General features: G+C 25.6%; 14 protein-coding genes. 4 read left to right on the plus strand and 10 right to left on the minus strand.

Annotated elements, in window-relative coordinates:
• Positions 1-90: 90 nt before the first annotated feature.
• Together ACJA22_RS02965 and ACJA22_RS02970 are read right to left on the minus strand one after the other, a co-directional pair.
• Positions 91-1,743, minus strand: coding sequence for an IS1634 family transposase (locus tag ACJA22_RS02965; protein ID WP_406616788.1), 1,653 nt, complete (start codon positions 1,741-1,743; stop codon positions 91-93).
• A gap of 238 nt (positions 1,744-1,981) precedes the next feature.
• Positions 1,982-3,634, minus strand: a complete 1,653-nt coding sequence (locus ACJA22_RS02970; protein ID WP_406616790.1) for an IS1634 family transposase — start codon at positions 3,632-3,634, stop codon at positions 1,982-1,984.
• Between the two features lie 390 nt (positions 3,635-4,024).
• Between ACJA22_RS02970 and ACJA22_RS02975 the strand changes: the two genes are divergently transcribed.
• Entirely contained in the window at positions 4,025-4,231 is a 207-nt protein-coding gene (locus tag ACJA22_RS02975; protein ID WP_406616791.1) for a hypothetical protein, read from the plus strand.
• Positions 4,232-4,839: 608 nt separating this feature from the next.
• Positions 4,840-6,252, plus strand: coding sequence for an HAD family acid phosphatase (locus ACJA22_RS02980; protein WP_406616792.1), 1,413 nt, complete (start codon positions 4,840-4,842; stop codon positions 6,250-6,252).
• 181 nt (positions 6,253-6,433) lie between these two features.
• On the opposite strand, the gene ACJA22_RS02985 is transcribed toward ACJA22_RS02980, so the two are convergent.
• From ACJA22_RS02985 to ACJA22_RS03010, 6 genes are all read right to left on the minus strand, one after another.
• Positions 6,434-7,354, minus strand: a complete 921-nt coding sequence (locus ACJA22_RS02985; protein WP_406616793.1) for an aromatic motif membrane protein — start codon at positions 7,352-7,354, stop codon at positions 6,434-6,436.
• A complete protein-coding gene (locus ACJA22_RS02990; RefSeq protein WP_406616794.1) occupies positions 7,354-8,220 on the minus strand; it encodes an aromatic motif membrane protein in 867 nt (288 codons plus the stop codon). Before ACJA22_RS02990 ends, ACJA22_RS02985 begins: the two co-directional genes overlap by 1 nt.
• Positions 8,213-9,196 (minus strand): aromatic motif membrane protein, encoded by a 984-nt coding sequence (locus tag ACJA22_RS02995; RefSeq protein WP_406616795.1) that lies wholly within the window; start codon positions 9,194-9,196, stop codon positions 8,213-8,215. Before ACJA22_RS02995 ends, ACJA22_RS02990 begins: the two co-directional genes overlap by 8 nt.
• Positions 9,174-9,896 carry an ABC transporter ATP-binding protein gene (locus ACJA22_RS03000; protein WP_406616796.1) on the minus strand — a complete coding sequence of 241 codons (723 nt, stop codon included), beginning with the start codon at positions 9,894-9,896 and terminating at the stop codon, positions 9,174-9,176. Before ACJA22_RS03000 ends, ACJA22_RS02995 begins: the two co-directional genes overlap by 23 nt.
• A complete protein-coding gene (locus tag ACJA22_RS03005; RefSeq protein WP_406616797.1) occupies positions 9,896-11,563 on the minus strand; it encodes an ABC transporter permease in 1,668 nt (555 codons plus the stop codon). Before ACJA22_RS03005 ends, ACJA22_RS03000 begins: the two co-directional genes overlap by 1 nt.
• A gap of 478 nt (positions 11,564-12,041) precedes the next feature.
• Positions 12,042-13,217, minus strand: coding sequence for an IS30 family transposase (locus ACJA22_RS03010; RefSeq protein ID WP_406616729.1), 1,176 nt, complete (start codon positions 13,215-13,217; stop codon positions 12,042-12,044).
• 280 nt (positions 13,218-13,497) lie between these two features.
• On the opposite strand from ACJA22_RS03010, the gene ACJA22_RS03015 reads away from it, so the two are divergent.
• Positions 13,498-14,946: a hypothetical protein gene (locus ACJA22_RS03015; RefSeq protein WP_406616798.1), complete on the plus strand. Its 1,449-nt coding sequence runs from the start codon at positions 13,498-13,500 to the stop codon at positions 14,944-14,946.
• A gap of 202 nt (positions 14,947-15,148) precedes the next feature.
• On the plus strand, positions 15,149-16,801 hold the full coding sequence (locus tag ACJA22_RS03020) for an IS1634 family transposase (protein WP_406616799.1): 1,653 nt from the start codon (positions 15,149-15,151) through the stop codon (positions 16,799-16,801).
• A gap of 173 nt (positions 16,802-16,974) precedes the next feature.
• Here ACJA22_RS03020 and ACJA22_RS03025 read toward each other — a convergent pair whose 3' ends face one another.
• Positions 16,975-18,393, minus strand: a complete 1,419-nt coding sequence (locus tag ACJA22_RS03025; protein WP_406616800.1) for an MnuA family membrane nuclease — start codon at positions 18,391-18,393, stop codon at positions 16,975-16,977.
• Positions 18,394-18,689: 296 nt separating this feature from the next.
• Positions 18,690-20,138, minus strand: a complete 1,449-nt coding sequence (locus ACJA22_RS03030) for a hypothetical protein (RefSeq protein ID WP_406616801.1) — start codon at positions 20,136-20,138, stop codon at positions 18,690-18,692.
• Between the last annotated feature and the right edge of the window lie 96 nt (positions 20,139-20,234).

Genomic DNA, 20,234 nt, shown 5'->3' on the forward strand with positions numbered 1-20,234 from the left:
TTATGCGTTGCATAATTTTTTTCCCGAGTTTCCAACTTTTACAATGTAATTTTTAACAACTCATCTGTTTGATGAGCTGTTTTTAATAATTTAAAATTTTAATTCATTTAAAATTCTTAAATATGTTTGATAATCTTGAATTGCTTGATTATTGTTGTCGTTAATAATATATTCTTCACTTTCAATTTTTCCGTCAATAATCTTGCATGTTTTGATTGTTTCTTTTATTACATCTTGTAATTTTTTGATTGTGATTTTTTCATCTACAACACCGAGTTCTTTCAAACCTTTGTTTAAATAATAAATAACAAAATTTAATAAAACAAGAGATAAGAAGCAAAGTACGAAATGACCTTCAATATGCTTTTCACTTCATACATAAATAGGTCTTACAGCTAAAGCACTTTTTAAAGCTCTAAAGTTTGATTCTATTTGTCATTGTTTTGAATATAAATTCACAATTTCTTCAGGTGATAAATCAAATCTAGAGGTTTCATAAGCATAATATCCGTCAAACTTTTCATCTTCGATAATTTTGTCATAGTTAAGTTTGTAATAACCTTTACCACCAACTTTTTCGAAGAATTTAAACTTCTTTTGACCGAACATTACTTGAACATGAACTAGTCCGTCTTTATCTTGTCTTTTAATAAAATTATCGATTAAAATTTGTCTATCATTTTTATCTTTTAATGCTCTTTTTTTACTATATGTTACTACCAATCTTCTCTTGTGTCCGTTTGCTCTTCTATTCTTTCAAAACGAATAAAAAGTAGTTTCTTTATATTCAAAATTATTGTCTCCAAAATAGCCGGATTCATCTATTGCAAAGGTCTTTCGGTCATTTGAAGCCGCTTTTAATCTATAAGATAAAATGTAATCAATATCGTTATCTTCTAAGAATCTTATGTTTCTATTTGTACTCATTCCTCTATCAGCAATGAGTGTTACTTTGTTTAATTCATATTGTGATTTTAAATCCAAAATAAAATTAATAAATGTTGATGCATCAGCAGTGTTCCCTTTGAATAATTTATAGTGAATTGGAATGCCGTTTTCATCTGTTACTAAACCTAAAACAATTTGATCTTCTTTGAATTTTCCATCTTTAGAATAACCTGGATATCTCAATCTTTCTCTTACAAAACTTTCAAAATATACCGTTGAAGAGTCGTATCAAATAATATCTATTTTTCTATTTTTATCTTTGATCAATGCATCGTTAACACTCTTTAAAATGTTATTTTTATTTTCAGCTAAATAGTCTAAAGTATTATAAAATGTCGTCTTTTCAACTTCTAAATTTATATTGAATTTGTCTTTATTTTTAAAGGATGAAAGCATGCTACCCGGATTTACAATTCTATTTGAAATCATATATTTTAATAAATCATTTAAATACTTGGATTTTGATACTTTAGCATCTTTAAAAGGATTTAATTTTTCTAAGAAACTGTATAACAAATCATATCCATAATTGAACTGTTTTGTTTCAATTTTAACCTTGCTTATATCTAACTCTAATTGTCTAATTATCATATTTCTATCTCAATCAGTATTGTAGTTTTGAGATAGTTTTTTATTTTTTTCTACTGGATCAGAACAATATTTTTCTCATTTTTCAACTGTACCGATACCGATAGATTTCTTATAACCTTTGCCAAATCCTCCTGAAAGTGCTAAAGATAAGTAAGTAGAGTTCTTATTTTTTCTTGAAATTAATAGTCATTTGTCTTTTTTCATATCTTTATTATACCACAAATTACAATGTAATTATGTAAAAAAATAACTTTTTTTATTTATATATAAATAACACTGAAAAAAGTAATAAAAAAGAGCTCCAACTTGGAAACTCAGGAATAATTAATTATTATGCAATGCCTATCTTATGCGTTGCATAATTTTTTTATTTTCCCGAGTTTCCAACTTTTACAATGTAATTTTTAACAACTCATCTGTTTGATGAGCTGTTTTTAATAATTTAAAATTTTAATTCATTTAAAATTCTTAAATATGTTTGATAATCTTGAATTGCTTGATTATTGTTGTCGTTAATAATATATTCTTCACTTTCAATTTTTCCGTCAATAATCTTGCATGTTTTGATTGTTTCTTTTATTACATCTTGTAATTTTTTGATTGTGATTTTTTCATCTACAACACCGAGTTCTTTCAAACCTTTGTTTAAATAATAAATAACAAAATTTAATAAAACAAGAGATAAGAAGCAAAGTACGAAATGACCTTCAATATGCTTTTCACTTCATACATAAATAGGTCTTACAGCTAAACCACTTTTTAAAGCTCTAAAGTTTGATTCTATTTGTCATTGTTTTGAATATAAATTCACAATTTCTTCAGGTGATAAATCAAATCTAGAGGTTTCATAAGCATAATATCCGTCAAACTTTTCATCTTCGATAATTTTGTCATAGTTAAGTTTGTAATAACCTTTACCACCAACTTTTTCGAAGAATTTAAACTTCTTTTGACCGAACATTACTTGATCATGAACTAGTCCGTCTTTATCTTGTCTTTTAATAAAATTATCGATTAAAATTTGTCTATCATTTTTATCTTTTAATGCTCTTTTTTCACTATATGTTACTACCAATCTTCTCTTGTGTCCGTTTGCTCTTCTATTCTTTCAAAACGAATAAAAAGTAGTTTCTTTATATTTAAAATTATTGTCTCCAAAATAGCCGGATTCATCTATTGCAAAGGTCTTTCGGTCATTTGAAGCCGCTTTTAATCTATAAGATAAAATGTAATCAATATCGTTATCTTCTAAGAATCTTATGTTTCTATTTGTACTCATTCCTCTATCAGCAATGAGTGTTACTTTGTTTAATTCATATTGTGATTTTATATCCAAAATAAAATTAATAAATGTTGATGCATCAGCAGTGTTCCCTTTGAATAATTTATAGTGAATTGGAATGCCGTTTTCATCTGTTGCTAAACCTAAAACAATTTGATCTTCTTTGAATTTTCCATCTTTAGAATAACCTGGATATCTCAATCCTTCTCTTACAAAACTTTCAAAATATACCGTTGAAGAGTCGTATCAAATAATATCTATTTTTCTATTTTTATCTTTAATCAATGTATCGTTAACACTCTTTAAAATGTTATTTTTATTTTCAGCTAAATAGTCTAAAGTATTATAAAATGTCGTCTTTTCAACTTCTAAATTTATATTGAATTTGTCTTTATTTTTAAAGGATGAAAGCATGCTACCCGGATTTACAATTCTATTTGAAATCATATATTTTAATAAATCATTTAAATACTTGGATTTTGATACTTTAGCATCTTTAAAAGGATTTAATTTTTCTAAGAAACTGTATAACAAATCATATCCATAATTGAACTGTTTTGTTTCAATTTTAACCTTGCTTATATCTAACTCTAATTGTCTAATTATCATATTTCTATCTCAATCAGTATTGTAGTTTTGAGATAGTTTTTTAATTTTTTCTACTGGATCAGAACAATATTTTTCTCATTTTTCAACTGTACCGATACCGATAGATTTCTTATAACCTTTGCCAAATCCTCCTGAAAGTGCTAAAGATAAGTAAGTAGAGTTCTTATTTTTTCTTGAAATTAATAGTCATTTGTCTTTTTTCATATCTTTATTATACCACAAATTACAATGTAATTATGTAAAAAAATAACTTTTTTTATTTATATATAAATAACACTGAAAAAAGTAATAAAAAAGAGCTCCAACTTGGAAACTCAGGAATTCAAGCATTAAATCCTTGATTCTATCTTTTATTAATTAGTCTTGTTGCTTTATATATTGCTCTTGTTATGATTGTTAGAGTGATCTATAAGAAGCTATATAAAGGATTATTATAATAATTAATTATTATGCAATGCCTATCTTATGCGTTGCATAATTTTTTTATTTTAGGGCTTTTTAATAGCATTTTAAGCACTTTTTTGCTTTCTTTATTATTATGCTAATATCAAATATGGTATGATAAGAATAATAATAAAAAAGGAGATAAAAATAATGAATGATTTTTTAGAATTATTAAGATTAGGCGCAGAAAAATACGGTTTTAAAGAAGAAGATGTTAATATTGATTGAAAAAACGAAAAACTAATTTTAAAGGACAAACAATATTCAATTAAAAAGAAATCTACAACACAAATAATGGAACTTTTATATGGTTTATACAAAGAAAACGAAAAAAATATGAACAAAAATAACGAATAATTAAAAATTGAAATTAAATTAATCATTCAATGATTTTATGTGTTATTGTCTTAGAATGATTAAATAGATTTAAATGATTATTAATATATTAATTTTTAGAATGTGTTCTTGTAAAATGTATTTTATTAATCATCACAACAATTTAATATTGCATATTAAAAGCAAGTCTTTTAATATGTTTTTTTATGTTTAAAATTAATATTAAGCAAATTAAAAAAGTCGATTTAAAAAAGAGGGGACAAAACTATCAAAAACATATTTTTATAGGCTTATATGTCAAATAGAACAAACAAAAAATAACACATTTTTTTAAATGATTTTATTTAAGATTTATTCTTGATATTTGCTTAAACCGAAAATAATATTAAGTTGTAATTTTATGTTAGTTTTGTTTAATCTATCTGTATATACAAAACAAATATTGTTGCAAAAATTTTGTTATATTTCAATACAATTTGCATAAAGATATAAGTGATATTATAGCCAAAATATACGTGAGGATTTCGTTTGTAGGCGGTAATTATTATTAATAATGTATAATTTATATGTTGCGTTTCAATAATGGGCGCAATTTATAAAATATTTTTGAAAGATAAAAGAGGAAAAAAATGAAATTTAAAAAATTAATTCTTAGCGCTGCAATGCCATTAAGTGTTATGCCTATCGTTCTTTCAGCTGGTTGTGGTAGTTCAGCTAGCGCAGAAGACTTTAAGAAATTATCAAAAGAAGATCAAGAAAAAGTTCTTAAAGATTTATACAAAAGCTTATCTCCAGAAGACAAATACAAATTTATCGAAGGCTTAGATCCTAAGAAATCACTTACACCAGATCAAAAAGAACAATTAATCAGTTACCTTAACAAAGATGCTGGTAACTTTGGTGGTATTGTATGATACATTAAATCTGTAGAATCATACATTTCTAAATGAGCTACATATCAAAATGCTATTAAAACATTTGATAAGTTAAAAGCAGCAAACGCAGAAAAATTTGACTTTAGTCAAAACTTTAACGCAGCTCAAAAAGTTGTAAGAGCTGCTGGAGGTAAATCAGTTCCAGTTATTTTTATGGACATTGATGAAACAGTATTACAAAATGACTACACAGAAACATATGGTATGTTAAATGGTGGTTATAATGGTACAATGAAAGAAAAAAACGATGTTAAAGCAGTAAGATTTGCTTTACCAGGTGTTGTTGATTTCATTAACTACGTTCAAGAACATGGTGGTTTAGTATTCTATAATTCAGACATGAACCAATCAACTGAAGTTAGAGATAAAGTTAAAGAAAACCTTACAAAAGTTGGAATTAAATATGTTGCTGACTTCCAATTCTGAATGCGTGGATCAATGCCATATGTAGCAGAAAATGAAGCAGATATAACTGATGAAAAAACAAAAGATATGAAGTCAAGTGATTTAGAGGGACTAGCTAAAAACCTTAAATTCACAGATAAATTCTCAGATACTCCATGAAGAACATGAACAAATTCAAAAGCTGCTTATACCTTAGGTAAAAAAGTTTACAAAACTGATAGAATGAATGGACTTGATGACAACAAAGAAGGATGAAACCTTAAATCAGCAGACAAGAAATCTGATGAAAAAGTAGTTCTTAAGACCATTATGAAAATTGGTGATAACTACAATGACTTCTTTGATAGAATGTCTAAAAAGAAATCAAATGATGACAGAGTAACATCATTCTTAAAAACTGAAGTTGAAGGCGCTAAGATGCAAACCTTATTCACTATTGATGGTGGAACAGGTATTAGATATGTTTATGATAAAACAACTAACAAATGAAAATGAGAAAAACTTGATTACACTCAAGCATTTGTAATGGTTCCAGGTAACTGTGAATATGGTGGTTGATTAGACGAATTTGGTTACGAAGATACATACTACAATTTATATCAAGCATTAAAATCTATTCTTAACGATAAAAGATACCAAAATGGTCCAACTCAAGAAGATGTAGAAAAATACGGTGGCGCTTACGTTCCACAAAGTAAATAATTTTCATTAAATTTCGTTAAATTCTGCACATTTTTGTGCGGGATTTTTTCTTTAAATTTTTAATACTTAATTTCCTAATATAACTATTAAACAGTCAAATAATGAAAATGAAATATAAAGCAGACATGGAAAAATTAAAAAAATATACCTTATTATTAATAGGTATATTCAGTATTAATTTTTATGAATTTGGTTCAGTATTAATTCCATAAATGCAATATCTTAAAATACTTCCACCATATTTGTCTTTAAATAAAATTTCACTCGTTTTATTGTTTCGAAGTTCTGAAAAGCTTTGACTAGATACAACATATTCTTTTAAACTAAAATGTTTTAGTAATTCTTTATCTGAAATTAATTTAGGATATGTAAAAATGTATCCAAACACTGAGACTTCAGGAATTGATTTATTATCCTTTGGATTACTATCTGTGATATCAATATTAACTATAAATCCTTCTTTAGTTAACATATAAAAACTAATCTCTTTGTAAGTTTCTGAATCTTCATATACTTGTGTTGTATATTCGAGAATATCATTGGTTTTAGGTGAATAAAAGGCTCCTAATTTTTGTGCATTTTCACGAGTGTTATAATCTGTGTCTGTTATTGAACTTTCGAATCTATCAACATTATTTGGATAGTAAATAAATTTCAAATTATTAAAATGGTATAAATAAAATAATCAATTTTTTCGTGAGAATTCATTAATTAATTTATCACTTTTTTGTAATAAAAGAGGATCAGTTTTTGGCATGTATCACGCGCTAGAACCATCTGGGCGATATTGTCTAACATTATTACTTCCATAATAAAATGCTCACTTTATATCATTTAGATAAGTGTCCTTTATATTCATTTGACTTTTGATGTATTCTTCTTTTTCTTTTAAATTATTTTTATATACATTTTTTAATAGAGCTTGAATATAGTCTTGATTAATGAAATTCTTTCATTTTGCTTCTTCAACATTATTATTAATTACTTGTTTTGAAAGTTTTTGATTATTATGAACTACATTATTAGTATCATAAGTACAAGATAATGTTAATAAAGGAGAAGAGAAAATAACTGGAGCAATAATAGTCTTAAGTTTTTTCATTATTCGCCTCCTTTATACATGAGTAAGAAAATTCCAGGAACACCATATCTTAAATTTTCCACCATATCTTTTTCAAAGCGGTCAAAGCCATCTTGAAAGCGATGAATATAAGCACTATGTACTAAATCTGTAATCAATTTTAATGACACATCTCTATTTGTAATATAAGGAAAACCCCAAACATAAGGATTAAATTGCATAGTAGGTTGTTCAGTTGTTATATCATTGATACTTATTCTAAAGACTAAATTCTTTTTTGCTAAATAATAAATAGTTTTATTTGATAATTCAGCTGATTCATCACCTTCAATCATTGTGCCTAAATAATTATCATGCATTTGAATTTTTTTTAAGTCATCATATTCAATAGACATATTTTCAATCCTATTTTTATATTCATCGGAATGTTTTCCGTCTTTATAATCTGGAAAAGCTAATCATTTGTAAAAAACAAGTTCAAACTTATCTAAGTTAGTTAAAATATAATATCAATTTTCATTATAAAAGTCTTTCATTTCAGAAACTAATCTATCTATTCCATCTGGATTATTATTCTTTTTAATTTCTTTATATTCTTTAAAAAATGAGCTAAACTTATCTTTCATTTGTTTCAAATATTTAGGATTTTTAAATTTATTTAAGTATTCTATCTTCTTCTCTTCGCTAGGAAAAGTTGCTTTGATTAATTGATCAATGTTTTCTTGAGTTCTTTTTTCTTTATAATCAATGCTTAAAGGCATAACATCTTTTGACTTATCAATATAAAGTAAAAGCTTATCTTTATTTCCATAATAAGTACATGAAATTGTCATAGCGCTTATTGGAATTGTTATTAATGAAGCTAATTTAATTTTATTTTTAATCATTGATATCTCTCCAACTAAATCTAAAAATTTCTATTTTATTTTTTTCGTTAGAACTTAATTCTGCTGATGCTTCATAATATGATTGATTATAGCCATTGTCATTAAATAATGTAAGCATCTGTGTATCATTATTCTTTTTATAGAACTCACTAGCGTTAAAGTTACTGAAGTATTGCTCTTCATATTTATACTCATTTTTGATATACTGGCTTCTTTTTTCAAATATTAAATTATCCAATTTATCAATTTGTTTTTTAGTTTCTTCAATAGATTTTGAATTATTGAAATAAAGCAAACTAGGACGAATAATTACATTAATTTTATTTTTATATTGATATGTAAAACCCTTGATAACGATATTGTGTTTATAGAAGTAGTAAATATTTTTAATGTCTGTTCATTCATTATATTTTTTTACTTCTGGCATTGTTTTATAATCACTTTCGTAAAAATCAATAATTTTATTATTAGTTAATTTAAGGGAGATATCAGGAAATATTGATTTTACTTTTTCAAGTAATTCTTCTTCTTTATCAAGTAGTTTATAATCATCACCATACGGATTAAAAACAAAAATAAACTTCGAAATATTATTCAAATATCAAAACCAGTTCTCTGTTAAAGTATTTACTATATTCTTTTTTAAGGAAGCTATAATCTTAGCATTATCGAAGTTAGAAACATTATTTCTAAAAATAGGAAAGAAGTTTAAAGAATACTTTAATTCATCGAATTGTTGATTAGAAATTGAGTTTTCAAAATTAACATATTTTTCAGCTAACTCTTTATCTTTAAATATGTCGAGCAACATTTTATTAATAAACTTGTTATTTTCTAAATATTCCTTTTTAGCTATAGGAACTTCATTTTTCTTAGCTTTTTCAACTTTATAATGTCTAATACTTAAAGCACTTACAATTGCAATAGTTGAAACTCCAGCAGTTATAGCGAGACTAATTGGAAATCACTTTTTCATAAAAAATATTTTCTAATGAATCATATTTTGGTCCATTATATTTTATTTCTCCATTATGAATTAATGTAAGACTGTCAGCATATTTATCGACTTCAGCTAAAACGTGAGTACTTATAAATATAGTTTTGCCTTCACTCTTTAATTCGTTTAAAGTTTGAAATAGTTCAAATCTTGCTGTTGGATCTAAGTAAGCAGATGGTTCATCAAGGATTATTAATTTTGGATCTGTTAATAATGCCTGAATTAATAAAACTTTTTTCTTTTGACCACTTGAAAAATTGTAAGGTTTAAGATTTCTTAAATCATTGATATTAAACTTATTCAAAAAGTAATCAATTTTATCCTTAATTTCACTTTTTGGTATTCCTGATAACAAAGCAAAGCTGTTTAAATATTCATAAGTGGTTAATTCTTTAGGGAAATTTGTGCTTTCAGGAACATAACCTAAAATACTTTTACTTTCAGCTTTACGATTAGATATATTATCAATTAGTATTTGACCTTGAAAATTATAATAGGCACCAATTATTGATTTAATTGTTGTTGTTTTTCCAGATCCATTTTCACCAATGAATGCATGGAACTCACCTTGTTTAACATTAAATGATGCATTATGAACGCCATGGTTTTTCTTATCATAAACTTTAGTTAAATTATTAACTTGCAATACAAATGATGAATTATCATAAATATTTTTCATTATTTATAATCCTTTCTTTTGTATAACAAACCATTTAATCCTAAGAATAGAATAGAAGCACTTGCTCAAATTAATAAATAATAATATTTATTTACAATAGTCTTATCTCTTTTAATTGATACGACATTGTCTACTGTTTGGAACAAGTGATTATTATTATCTTTATATAATTCAAAACGAGTGATAGGTCTTTTTTCATCATTTGAAATTGTTTTAAGAGATTGAATAGGTTCGTATTGACTGATTCCACCTATTTGATAGATATATTTGTCAATCTTAATGTTAATAATTGAAGGTGTAAAAGCATTTACATCAGCATCATTTGCTAAAAGAGCTTTTAACATAAAGCTATCATTAAAATTAAAATACAAGTAATACATTAAGCCAGTAGCAAAATATAATTTTCTTTCTATTTCGCTACTTAATAATTTATTCTTAACTGCGTTTGAATCGAAGACAGGAATATTATTATTTACAATATTATATAATTTGGAAGTTTTATTGTTTATTTCGACAGTTATAGAATCAAGGAGATATTTTTTGGTTAAGAATAAATCATTTTTGTATTTTGGATTTCAATTTTTAAATAGTTCTTGATAAAAATCTTTTGAAAATTCATTGAATTTAGGATCTTTAAGCATTAACACCATATTATCTCAAGTAAGTTTGCCTACTAAATTATTAGGTGCTGAGAAATTCAAGTTATCTTCATCGAAATTACATTTAAAATCATCAGCGCCTTTTCTAGCATAAAATACACCTGAATTTTTGCTATTCTTATTAATTGTATTGTTATCTTTTAACATGCCTGGAACGATATATTTTGAATAATATTTATCATTATCTAAAACATTTAGTCTAATTAAATTGTTGTTTAAGTCTGTTTTATAGGAATAAACAACATTTTCTAAATTTGAATGATATAAATAATCGCTCAAATTATTTTTAGGACTAATGTTAGGACTGAATGTATTAATATTATTTATGTTAAAAATATCAACCATTTGATAAGGAATAATTGATCATGAATAAGCTTGTCAATCTAAAGCACTTGTTTTTGATAATTCTAAAGCTTTATTTATATATGCTAGTTCATTTTTATTGAACTTATTATAGTCAGCACCATTAGGAATAATATAGAATTCATCCTTATTATTGTTTAAATAAAACATTTCAGCATTAAGAGCATTGCCTGCTGGATGATATTTGTATTTATCATTTAAATAATAAGCAACATGATCATTAGTTGGATTAGTATTAGGTAAGATTAAATTGCCACCAATTGCTAAAGGAGCGAATAGTAATATAGGTAATGATAATGCTAATTTTGAATTCATTTTATAAGCTAATAATGATGATAATGATCCAAAAAGTATATAAGCTAAATATGGAACAATAAAACTTAATGGCACTAAAAATTTCAATGATGATAAATTAGCTATAGTTAAAAATACAAAAAGCATTGCTATTAATGAGATTAAACTTCAAATTAATCCCAAAAATAAAAAGGTTAGGATTTTCCCTCATATTATTTCATTTCTTGAAATAGGTTTTGAATAGATTAATAGTTCTATACCTTCATTATCAAGATCTTTAAATATATTTGTTGCTTTTAAAGAGCCATAAAAAATACTTAAAAGTACAACACCGAAAGAGTATGAATACATAACGATATTGCGATAAAAACTTGATAATTTTATAAAACTAAAAATAATTAATAAAGTAAGTGAAATTGCAAGTAAAAATGATGGAATTATATATGAACTTTTTCTCTTTGCTGTTATTTTAAACAAAAAACGAGAATAATTTATAGTTGCATGTTTCATTTTTGCCTTTCTACTGTAAAAACGAAAATGTCTTTAAGTTATCTCGCGCTATACAAATATTATATATTATTTTTTAAAATGAGCAAAATAAAAAAAGAGCTAAAGCTCTTAGTATAAATTCCAATTTTAAAAGTCCTAATTTTGCGTAAAATCAAAAATGTTACAAAAATTATAAATTATTACCAAGAAAAGCTTTAAAATCCTAAAAAAATTTAAACGAAAATACCAAGTTTTGTAAAAAACTTGAGTTTTTTGCTTACTTTTTTCCAAAAAAGTAAGTGCCTTTTTGTCAAACTTTTTAGCACATAAAAAGTTTGGATTAGAAGCGAATGCTTCTCTTGTAATTATTTATAAAATCCATAACAGGAGTCAAATCTTGACCGTAGTAAGGGTCTATAGACTTGCCTTTTTTAAAATACCGTCTTAATAACCTGTGGCAGTTTTCGATAGAGCCTTTTTCTCCCGAACAATATGGGTGACATTTATATATTTGCTTAATACCTGGCACTTCATCTAGTTTCGCATTTTCACTACCATTATCTATGGTTAGCGAATCTATTGTCAAGTTATATTTTTGCATTAGGTATATCAGCCCATCTCTAACACCAGTGCTAGTCCGCCGTACCATATGAAAATAGAAGCGTCTAGTCTTTCTATTAATTAGCGTTACGAAACAACATTGATCAGTTTTTGAACCAATAACAGTATCTAATTCATAATCATTATCTCTAAGTCTTTCATTGATTTCTGTGCTGCGTTGATCAATGCTAACTCCAATCTTTTTAAGCTTTCGACTGTCTCTTTTTGGGGGTCGTTTTTGTTTAATTCCTTTGGTGGATAAATTGACCAAAATGCCTATTTCAAGGTCTTTAAAGACTCTTTGTGATATCAAATTATATACCATAGATTTTGAAGGTTTATAGCTGTTTGGATACTTTTCTTCAAATCTTCTTAATATTTCGTTAGCGCTTAGCTTAGGCGTTCTTTTTGCTAAATCTTTATTATTTCTATTTTGGGTATAATCATCAAAAAGCTCTGTTCAAAAATTTCTAAAATCTTGATATTGTTCTATTTTCTTTTTTGAATATGCTATTCTTTTACTTTTATCAAAATTAGCAACATTTATCATAAATTCATCAAGATTTAAATAACGAACTTTTTTAATTTTAGCATCACAACAATCACAGGTTTTTCTATCGCCTTTGCCTAAATATATTCCTTTTGAATATTTAAATAAAAACCTTTTAATCGCTTTAGTCGATATTTCAATATTTTGAGATATTTCTTTTAAAGATTGAAAATTTAGTAATCCATATATTATCTGAAACACTTCTGCAAAACCGATATGGTTTTTGTGTGTCGAGTAGTTTTTCGAGCGGCTTAAAATTTCAGAGTAATTCTTATCAACAGCGAAATGAATTTGTGAAGTTTGAATTTTGTTATGCACATTTTTACTTCTAACCAAAGTACAGAAAATTTTTTTATCGTTTTTCATATATAATTATGTTGTCCTTTCTTTTTATCATTTTTATTTTACCAAAAGGACAGAAAAATCCCGACATTTTCAAATGTTGGGACTTTTATTTCTGGAATGAATAGCTAAAGCTCTTAGTGTGAAGTGAACTTCAAAAATACGATACTTATAATAACTTCAAAAATAACGAATTTTTAACTTTTTGGTATCTTTATTTATGCTATGAAAAAAATTGAAAAAATAAATTGTTCTGAATTATGAACTTAGAAATGAGTACAGATTAGAATTTATAGCAAAAAATATGAATAAATCCATCACTTGAATTAGTAAATATTTGCAAATTAATTGGCATACAGCAAAGAAACTTAGAGATAAAGTGTTAAACAATTGCTTAATTATTTCTCATAAAAATAAAGGTAATCAACACCATAGAAAAATTAGCGCTAATAGGATTGATGAGTTGATTAATGAATATCTCACTTTTATTGATGATGTATATGACCGAAAATGCGATTGTTCTGTTTCATTAATATTTTTTTATGATTATTGCTTAAAAGATTTTGACAAGAACAATATGACTTATAAATCATTCATAAAGAATCTGGTTGCTAAGGGTTTTTATTCAAAAAATATGACCAAGAAAACAAAGAAAAAAGCAAGAGAAAATTTAAGAAAACTTAAAGAAAATAATGGAGATGTAATAGCAATAAAAAGATTAATTAAATATAATGAAACTATGGAAACGACAATGTTTAAAGCAAGAAAATGTAGAGATAATAACCTTGATTTTGGTGAAATAGTTGAACTTGATGCTTGTGAACATCGTTGAATGAATGGCGAAAAATCTCATATTTATGTAGCTGTAGATTCATCAACTTCAAGAGTTTTAGCAGTACATATTGAACAAGAAGAGACTAATCTAGGCTATATGAAATTATTGGAAGATTTATTTAGAAATTATGGTAAACCAAAAATAATTAGAACTGATAAAAGAAGAACTTTTTGAGGTACTGATTATTCGGATACGCCTTTAAAACAGTATTTAAATTCAAAAGGTATAGAACTCCAAAGCTCTAGTATTGCCATTTTTAAACCTCATGTTGAAAGAGCAAATAATTCTCTACAACAATTCTTACCTCCATATTTACATTTAAAGAAAATAAAAACATTTGAAGATTTTATTCACAATAAAGAAGAAATCATTCAAGCTTATAATAAAAGAAATAAAAAAGATTATGAGCACAAGAAAAATATATTTTCTAAAATGGATGAAAGTCAATGTAGTGTCTACTTAACAATAAAAAGAAAGATATATGCATCAACTGTACAATTTCAAAATAAGTTTTATGTTGCTGTTAATGAAGAAAACAAAAGGCAATTTATTTCGCCTGATGACGATGCTGCATTTATTATTAAAAGTGATGGAAGTTTATGTTTCTTAATAAACCAAAAAGAATACAAAACTGAAATTTTAAAAGACAAGGAGCTAAATGATTTTCAGCAATTTTGTATTCACTTTAAATTTGATTCTAGTCAGTCATATTCGAAAGAAATATATCAATGATTTAAAAGAGGCTATTCTTTTTATAGAATGCTTGATGACTTAGTTTTTAAGCTTAAAGAAGCTTTAATTAAGTTTGATCCAGATGATGAAACATTAAAGAATATTGTTGTTCAAAACGATGAAATTCTAGAGTTTTTCCATAAATGACTTTTAGAAATAGAATCAAAAAATCTCGACGTCATTTAAACGCAAAGATTTTAAAATTTTAAAACTATAATCTACCCAAGATGATTATAGTTTTTTTCTTTAAAAAAGAAGAATTTTAATGTTTTTCCTGAGTTTCCAAGTTGGAGCTCTTTTTTATTACTTTTTTCAGTGTTATTTATATATAAATAAAAAAAGTTATTTTTTTACATAATTACATTGTAATTTGTGGTATAATAAAGATATGAAAAAAGACAAATGACTATTAATTTCAAGAAAAAATAAGAACTCTACTTACTTATCTTTAGCACTTTCAGGAGGATTTGGCAAAGGTTATAAGAAATCTATCGGTATCGGTACAGTTGAAAAATGAGAAAAATATTGTTCTGATCCAGTAGAAAAAATTAAAAAACTATCTCAAAACTACAATACTGATTGAGATAGAAATATGATAATTAGACAATTAGAGTTAGATATAAGCAAGGTTAAAATTGAAACAAAACAGTTCAATTATGGATATGATTTGTTATACAGTTTCTTAGAAAAATTAAATCCTTTTAAAGATGCTAAAGTATCAAAATCCAAGTATTTAAATGATTTATTAAAATATATGATTTCAAATAGAATTGTAAATCCGGGTAGCATGCTTTCATCCTTTAAAAATAAAGACAAATTCAATATAAATTTAGAAGTTGAAAAGACGACATTTTATAATACTTTAGACTATTTAGCTGAAAATAAAAATAACATTTTAAAGAGTGTTAACGATACATTGATCAAAGATAAAAATAGAAAAATAGATATTATTTGATACGACTCTTCAACGGTATATTTTGAAAGTTTTGTAAGAGAAGGATTGAGATATCCAGGTTATTCTAAAGAGGGAAAATTCAAAGAAGATCAAATTGTTTTAGGTTTAGCAACAGATGAAAACGGCATTCCAATTCACTATAAATTATTCAAAGGGAACACTGCTGATGCATCAACATTTATTAATTTTATTTTGAATATAAAATCACAATATGAATTAAACAAAGTAACACTCATTGCTGATAGAGGAATGAGTACAAATAGAAACATAAGATTCTTAGAAGATAACGATATTGATTACATTTTATCTTATAGATTAAAAGCGGCTTCAAATGACCGAAAGACCTTTGCAATAGATGAATCCGGCTATTTTGGAGACAATAATTTTAAATATAAAGAAACTACTTTTTATTCGTTTTGAAAGAATAGAAGAGCAAACGGACACAAGAGAAGATTGGTAGTAACATATAGTAAAAAAAGAGCATTAAAAGATAAAAATGATAGACAAATTTTAATCGATAATTTTATTAAAAGACAAGATAAAGACGGACTAGTTCATGATCAAGTAATGTTCGGTCAAAAGAAGTTTAAATTCTTCGAAAAAGTTGGTGGTAAAGGTTATTACAAACTTAACTATGACAAAATTATCGAAGATGAAAAGTTTGACGGATATTATGCTTATGAAACCTCTAGATTTGATTTATCACCTGAAGAAATTGTGAATTTATATTCAAAACAATGACAAATAGAATCAAACTTTAGAGCTTTAAAAAGTGCTTTAGCTGTAAGACCTATTTATGTATGAAGTGAAAAGCATATTGAAGGTCATTTCGTACTTTGCTTCTTATCTCTTGTTTTATTAAATTTTGTTATTAATTATTTAAACAAAGGTTTGAAAGAACTCGGTGTTGTAGATGAAAAAATCACAATCAAAAAATTACAAGATGTAATAAAAGAAACAATCAAAACATGCAAGATTATTGACGGAAAAATTGAAAGTGAAGAATATATTATTAACGACAACAATAATCAAGCAATTCAAGATTATCAAACATATTTAAGAATTTTAAATGAATTAAAATTTTAAATTATTAAAAACAGCTCATCAAACAGATGAGTTGTTAAAAATTACATTGTAAAAGTTGGAAACTCGGGAGAAGAATTTTAATGTTTTTCCAATAATTAATTTGTTTTAAAAAAATCGTTATTTTTGAAGTTCAGTTCACAAAAATGAGCAAAATAAAAAAAGAGCTAAAGCTCTTAGTGTTTATCTTCGGGATTTAATTCAAGTGTAAAGCCAACACATGTATGATCGCTTATACCAGAGTTAATATAAGAATAATCTCTATCATACACTTTTCCAAAAGAATTAATAAATTCTTTTCAACTTTCAAAACTTGAAATAGTTACATTTTTATTGTTTTGGTTCTTTAAAACAAAATTTTGTTCAGGAAAACTAAAGATGTCATATTTTTTACTATTATTGAATTTTAAATCACTATAGATAAAAAATTTATCAAAAGTTTCTGAGTACTTATTAAGCGTTCTTGCTAAACTTGTTTTATTTTCTTCGGTTGCTTTTAATAAAGATTTATAACCTTCTTGTCTTAAATATTTAAATGCTTCTTCATCATTTTGGATTTTAATATTTGTATCGCCGGCAAAAATTAAGTCATCATTATCACCATCATGATCATCAAATCATTTCATTACATTTTTTAAGTTTCAGGCTTCAACCCATTCTTGTGTTCCTTGTGAAGTTTTCTTATATTTTTTCTCATTATCTTTTGCCCCTGGAGAATCTAAATGATCTATAACATATGTAAAATCATTTTTAATTTTGCCTAATGTTCTAAATTTAACACCTACAGGTGGTCTCATATATCCAACTTGTAATAAACCATTTTCCAAGCCAAAACTATTTCAATTTGAATTATCATAAACCAATAGATTTTTCTTATTTTCAAATGGTACAACCTCAAGTAAATGTTTGTTATAAATAAATGATGCATATTCTGGAACATTAGATCTCGAACTTAAGTTTTTATGCCCAACTTTAGTATCAGATTGTATATAAGCATAAGTATCTGATTTTGCTAATTTATTTAAATGTTCTGTTAATGATTTAACTGAATTGTCTCCATCAACTTCGACCAAACCAATTAAATTATAGTTGTTTTGGTAAATAATATGTGATAATGACTGAACTTTATAAGTATTATCATTTCTTACATTTCCAAAATTACAAACATTTCAAAAGCCAATATTTATTTTAGAATTTTCATTATGTTCTGGATCTGGATTTACTGGTTTTGGATCTTCATTACCTGGGTCTGGATTTTCATTACCTGGGTTCGGATCTGGATTTACTGGTTTTGGATCTTCATTACCTGGGTCTGGATTTTCATTGCCTGGTTTTGGATCCTCATTTCCCGGCTTTGGATTTTCATTACCCGGCTTTGGATCCTGATTTCCTGTTTCAGGCTGTTCATTAGGTTTAGGATTTACAGGTGTTTCGTTATTAGTTGTATCTATAATAGTAGTAGATGTTGTATTATCTTTAATATCTATTTCTGCATTTTTGGTATCTTTATTGTTATAGCATGATTGCACGAAAACTGGTAAAGATATAACTGAGAATGAGCCTAAACTTAAAATTAAACGTTTAATATTTTTCATATTTAAATCATATTATTTTTAACGAAAAACAAAAATCGATATGAAATTTTTCCACACTATAATATTTTTAATTTTATTTTGTGAACTGAACTTCAAAAATAACGATTTTTTTAAAACAAATTAATTATTGGAAAAACATTAAAATTCTTCTTTTTTTGTGAACTGAACTTCAAAAATAACGATTTTTTTAAAACAAATTAATTATTGGAAAAACATTAAAATTCTTCTTTTTTAAAAGAAAAAAACTATAATCATCTTGGGTAGATTATAGTTTTAAAATTTTAAAATCTTTGCGTTTAAATGACGTCGAGATTTTTTGATTCTATTTCTAAAAGTCATTTATGGAAAAACTCTAGAATTTCATCGTTTTGAACAACAATATTCTTTAATGTTTCATCATCTGGATCAAACTTAATTAAAGCTTCTTTAAGCTTAAAAACTAAGTCATCAAGCATTCTATAAAAAGAATAGCCTCTTTTAAATCATTGATATATTTCTTTCGAATATGACTGACTAGAATCAAATTTAAAGTGAATACAAAATTGCTGAAAATCATTTAGCTCCTTGTCTTTTAAAATTTCAGTTTTGTATTCTTTTTGGTTTATTGAGAAACATAAACTTCCATCACTTTTAATAATAAATGCAGCATCGTCATCAGGCGAAATAAATTGCCTTTTGTTTTCTTCATTAACAGCAACATAAAACTTATTTTGAAATTGTACAGTTGATGCGTATATCTTTCTTTTTATTGTTAAGTAGACACTACATTGACTTTCATCCATTTTAGAAAATATATTTTTCTTGTGCTCATAATCTTTTTTATTTCTTTTATTATAAGCTTGAATGATTTCTTCTTTATTGTGAATAAAATCTTCAAATGTTTTTATTTTCTTTAAATGTAAATATGGAGGTAAGAATTGTTGTAGAGAATTATTTGCTCTTTCAACATGAGGTTTAAAAATGGCAATACTAGAGCTTTGGAGTTCTATACCTTTTGAATTTAAATACTGTTTTAAAGGCGTATCCGAATAATCAGTACCTCAAAAAGTTCTTCTTTTATCAGTTCTAATTATTTTTGGTTTACCATAATTTCTAAATAGATCTTCCAATAATTTCATATAGCCTAGATTAGTCTCTTCTTGTTCAATATGTACTGCTAAAACTCTTGAAGTTGATGAATCTACAGCTACATAAATATTAGATTTTTCGCCATTCATTCAACGATGTTCACAAGCATCAAGTTCAACTATTTCACCAAAATCAAGGTTATTATCTCTACATTTTCTTGCTTTAAACATTGTCGTTTCCATAGTTTCATTATATTTAATTAATCTTTTTATTGCTATTACATCTCCATTATTTTCTTTAAGTTTTCTTAAATTTTCTCTTGCTTTTTTCTTTGTTTTCTTGGTCATATTTTTTGAATAAAAACCCTTAGCAACCAGATTCTTTATGAATGATTTATAAGTCATATTGTTCTTGTCAAAATCTTTTAAGCAATAATCATAAAAAAATATTAATGAAACAGAACAATCGCATTTTCGGTCATATACATCATCAATAAAAGTGAGATATTCATTAATCAACTCATCAATCCTATTAGTGCTAATTTTTCTATGGTGTTGATTACCTTTATTTTTATGAGAAATAATTAAGCAATTGTTTAACACTTTATCTCTAAGTTTCTTTGCTGTATGCCAATTAATTTGCAAATATTTACTAATTCAAGTGATGGATTTATTCATATTTTTTGCTATAAATTCTAATCTGTACTCATTTCTAAGTTCATAATTCAGAACAATTTATTTTTTCAATTTTTTTCATAGCATAAATAAAGATAC

The sequence above is a fragment of the Mycoplasmopsis adleri genome, assembly GCF_045276205.1.
In the GTDB taxonomy this organism is placed as follows: Bacteria; Bacillota_I; Bacilli_A; order Mycoplasmatales; family Metamycoplasmataceae; genus Mycoplasmopsis; species Mycoplasmopsis adleri.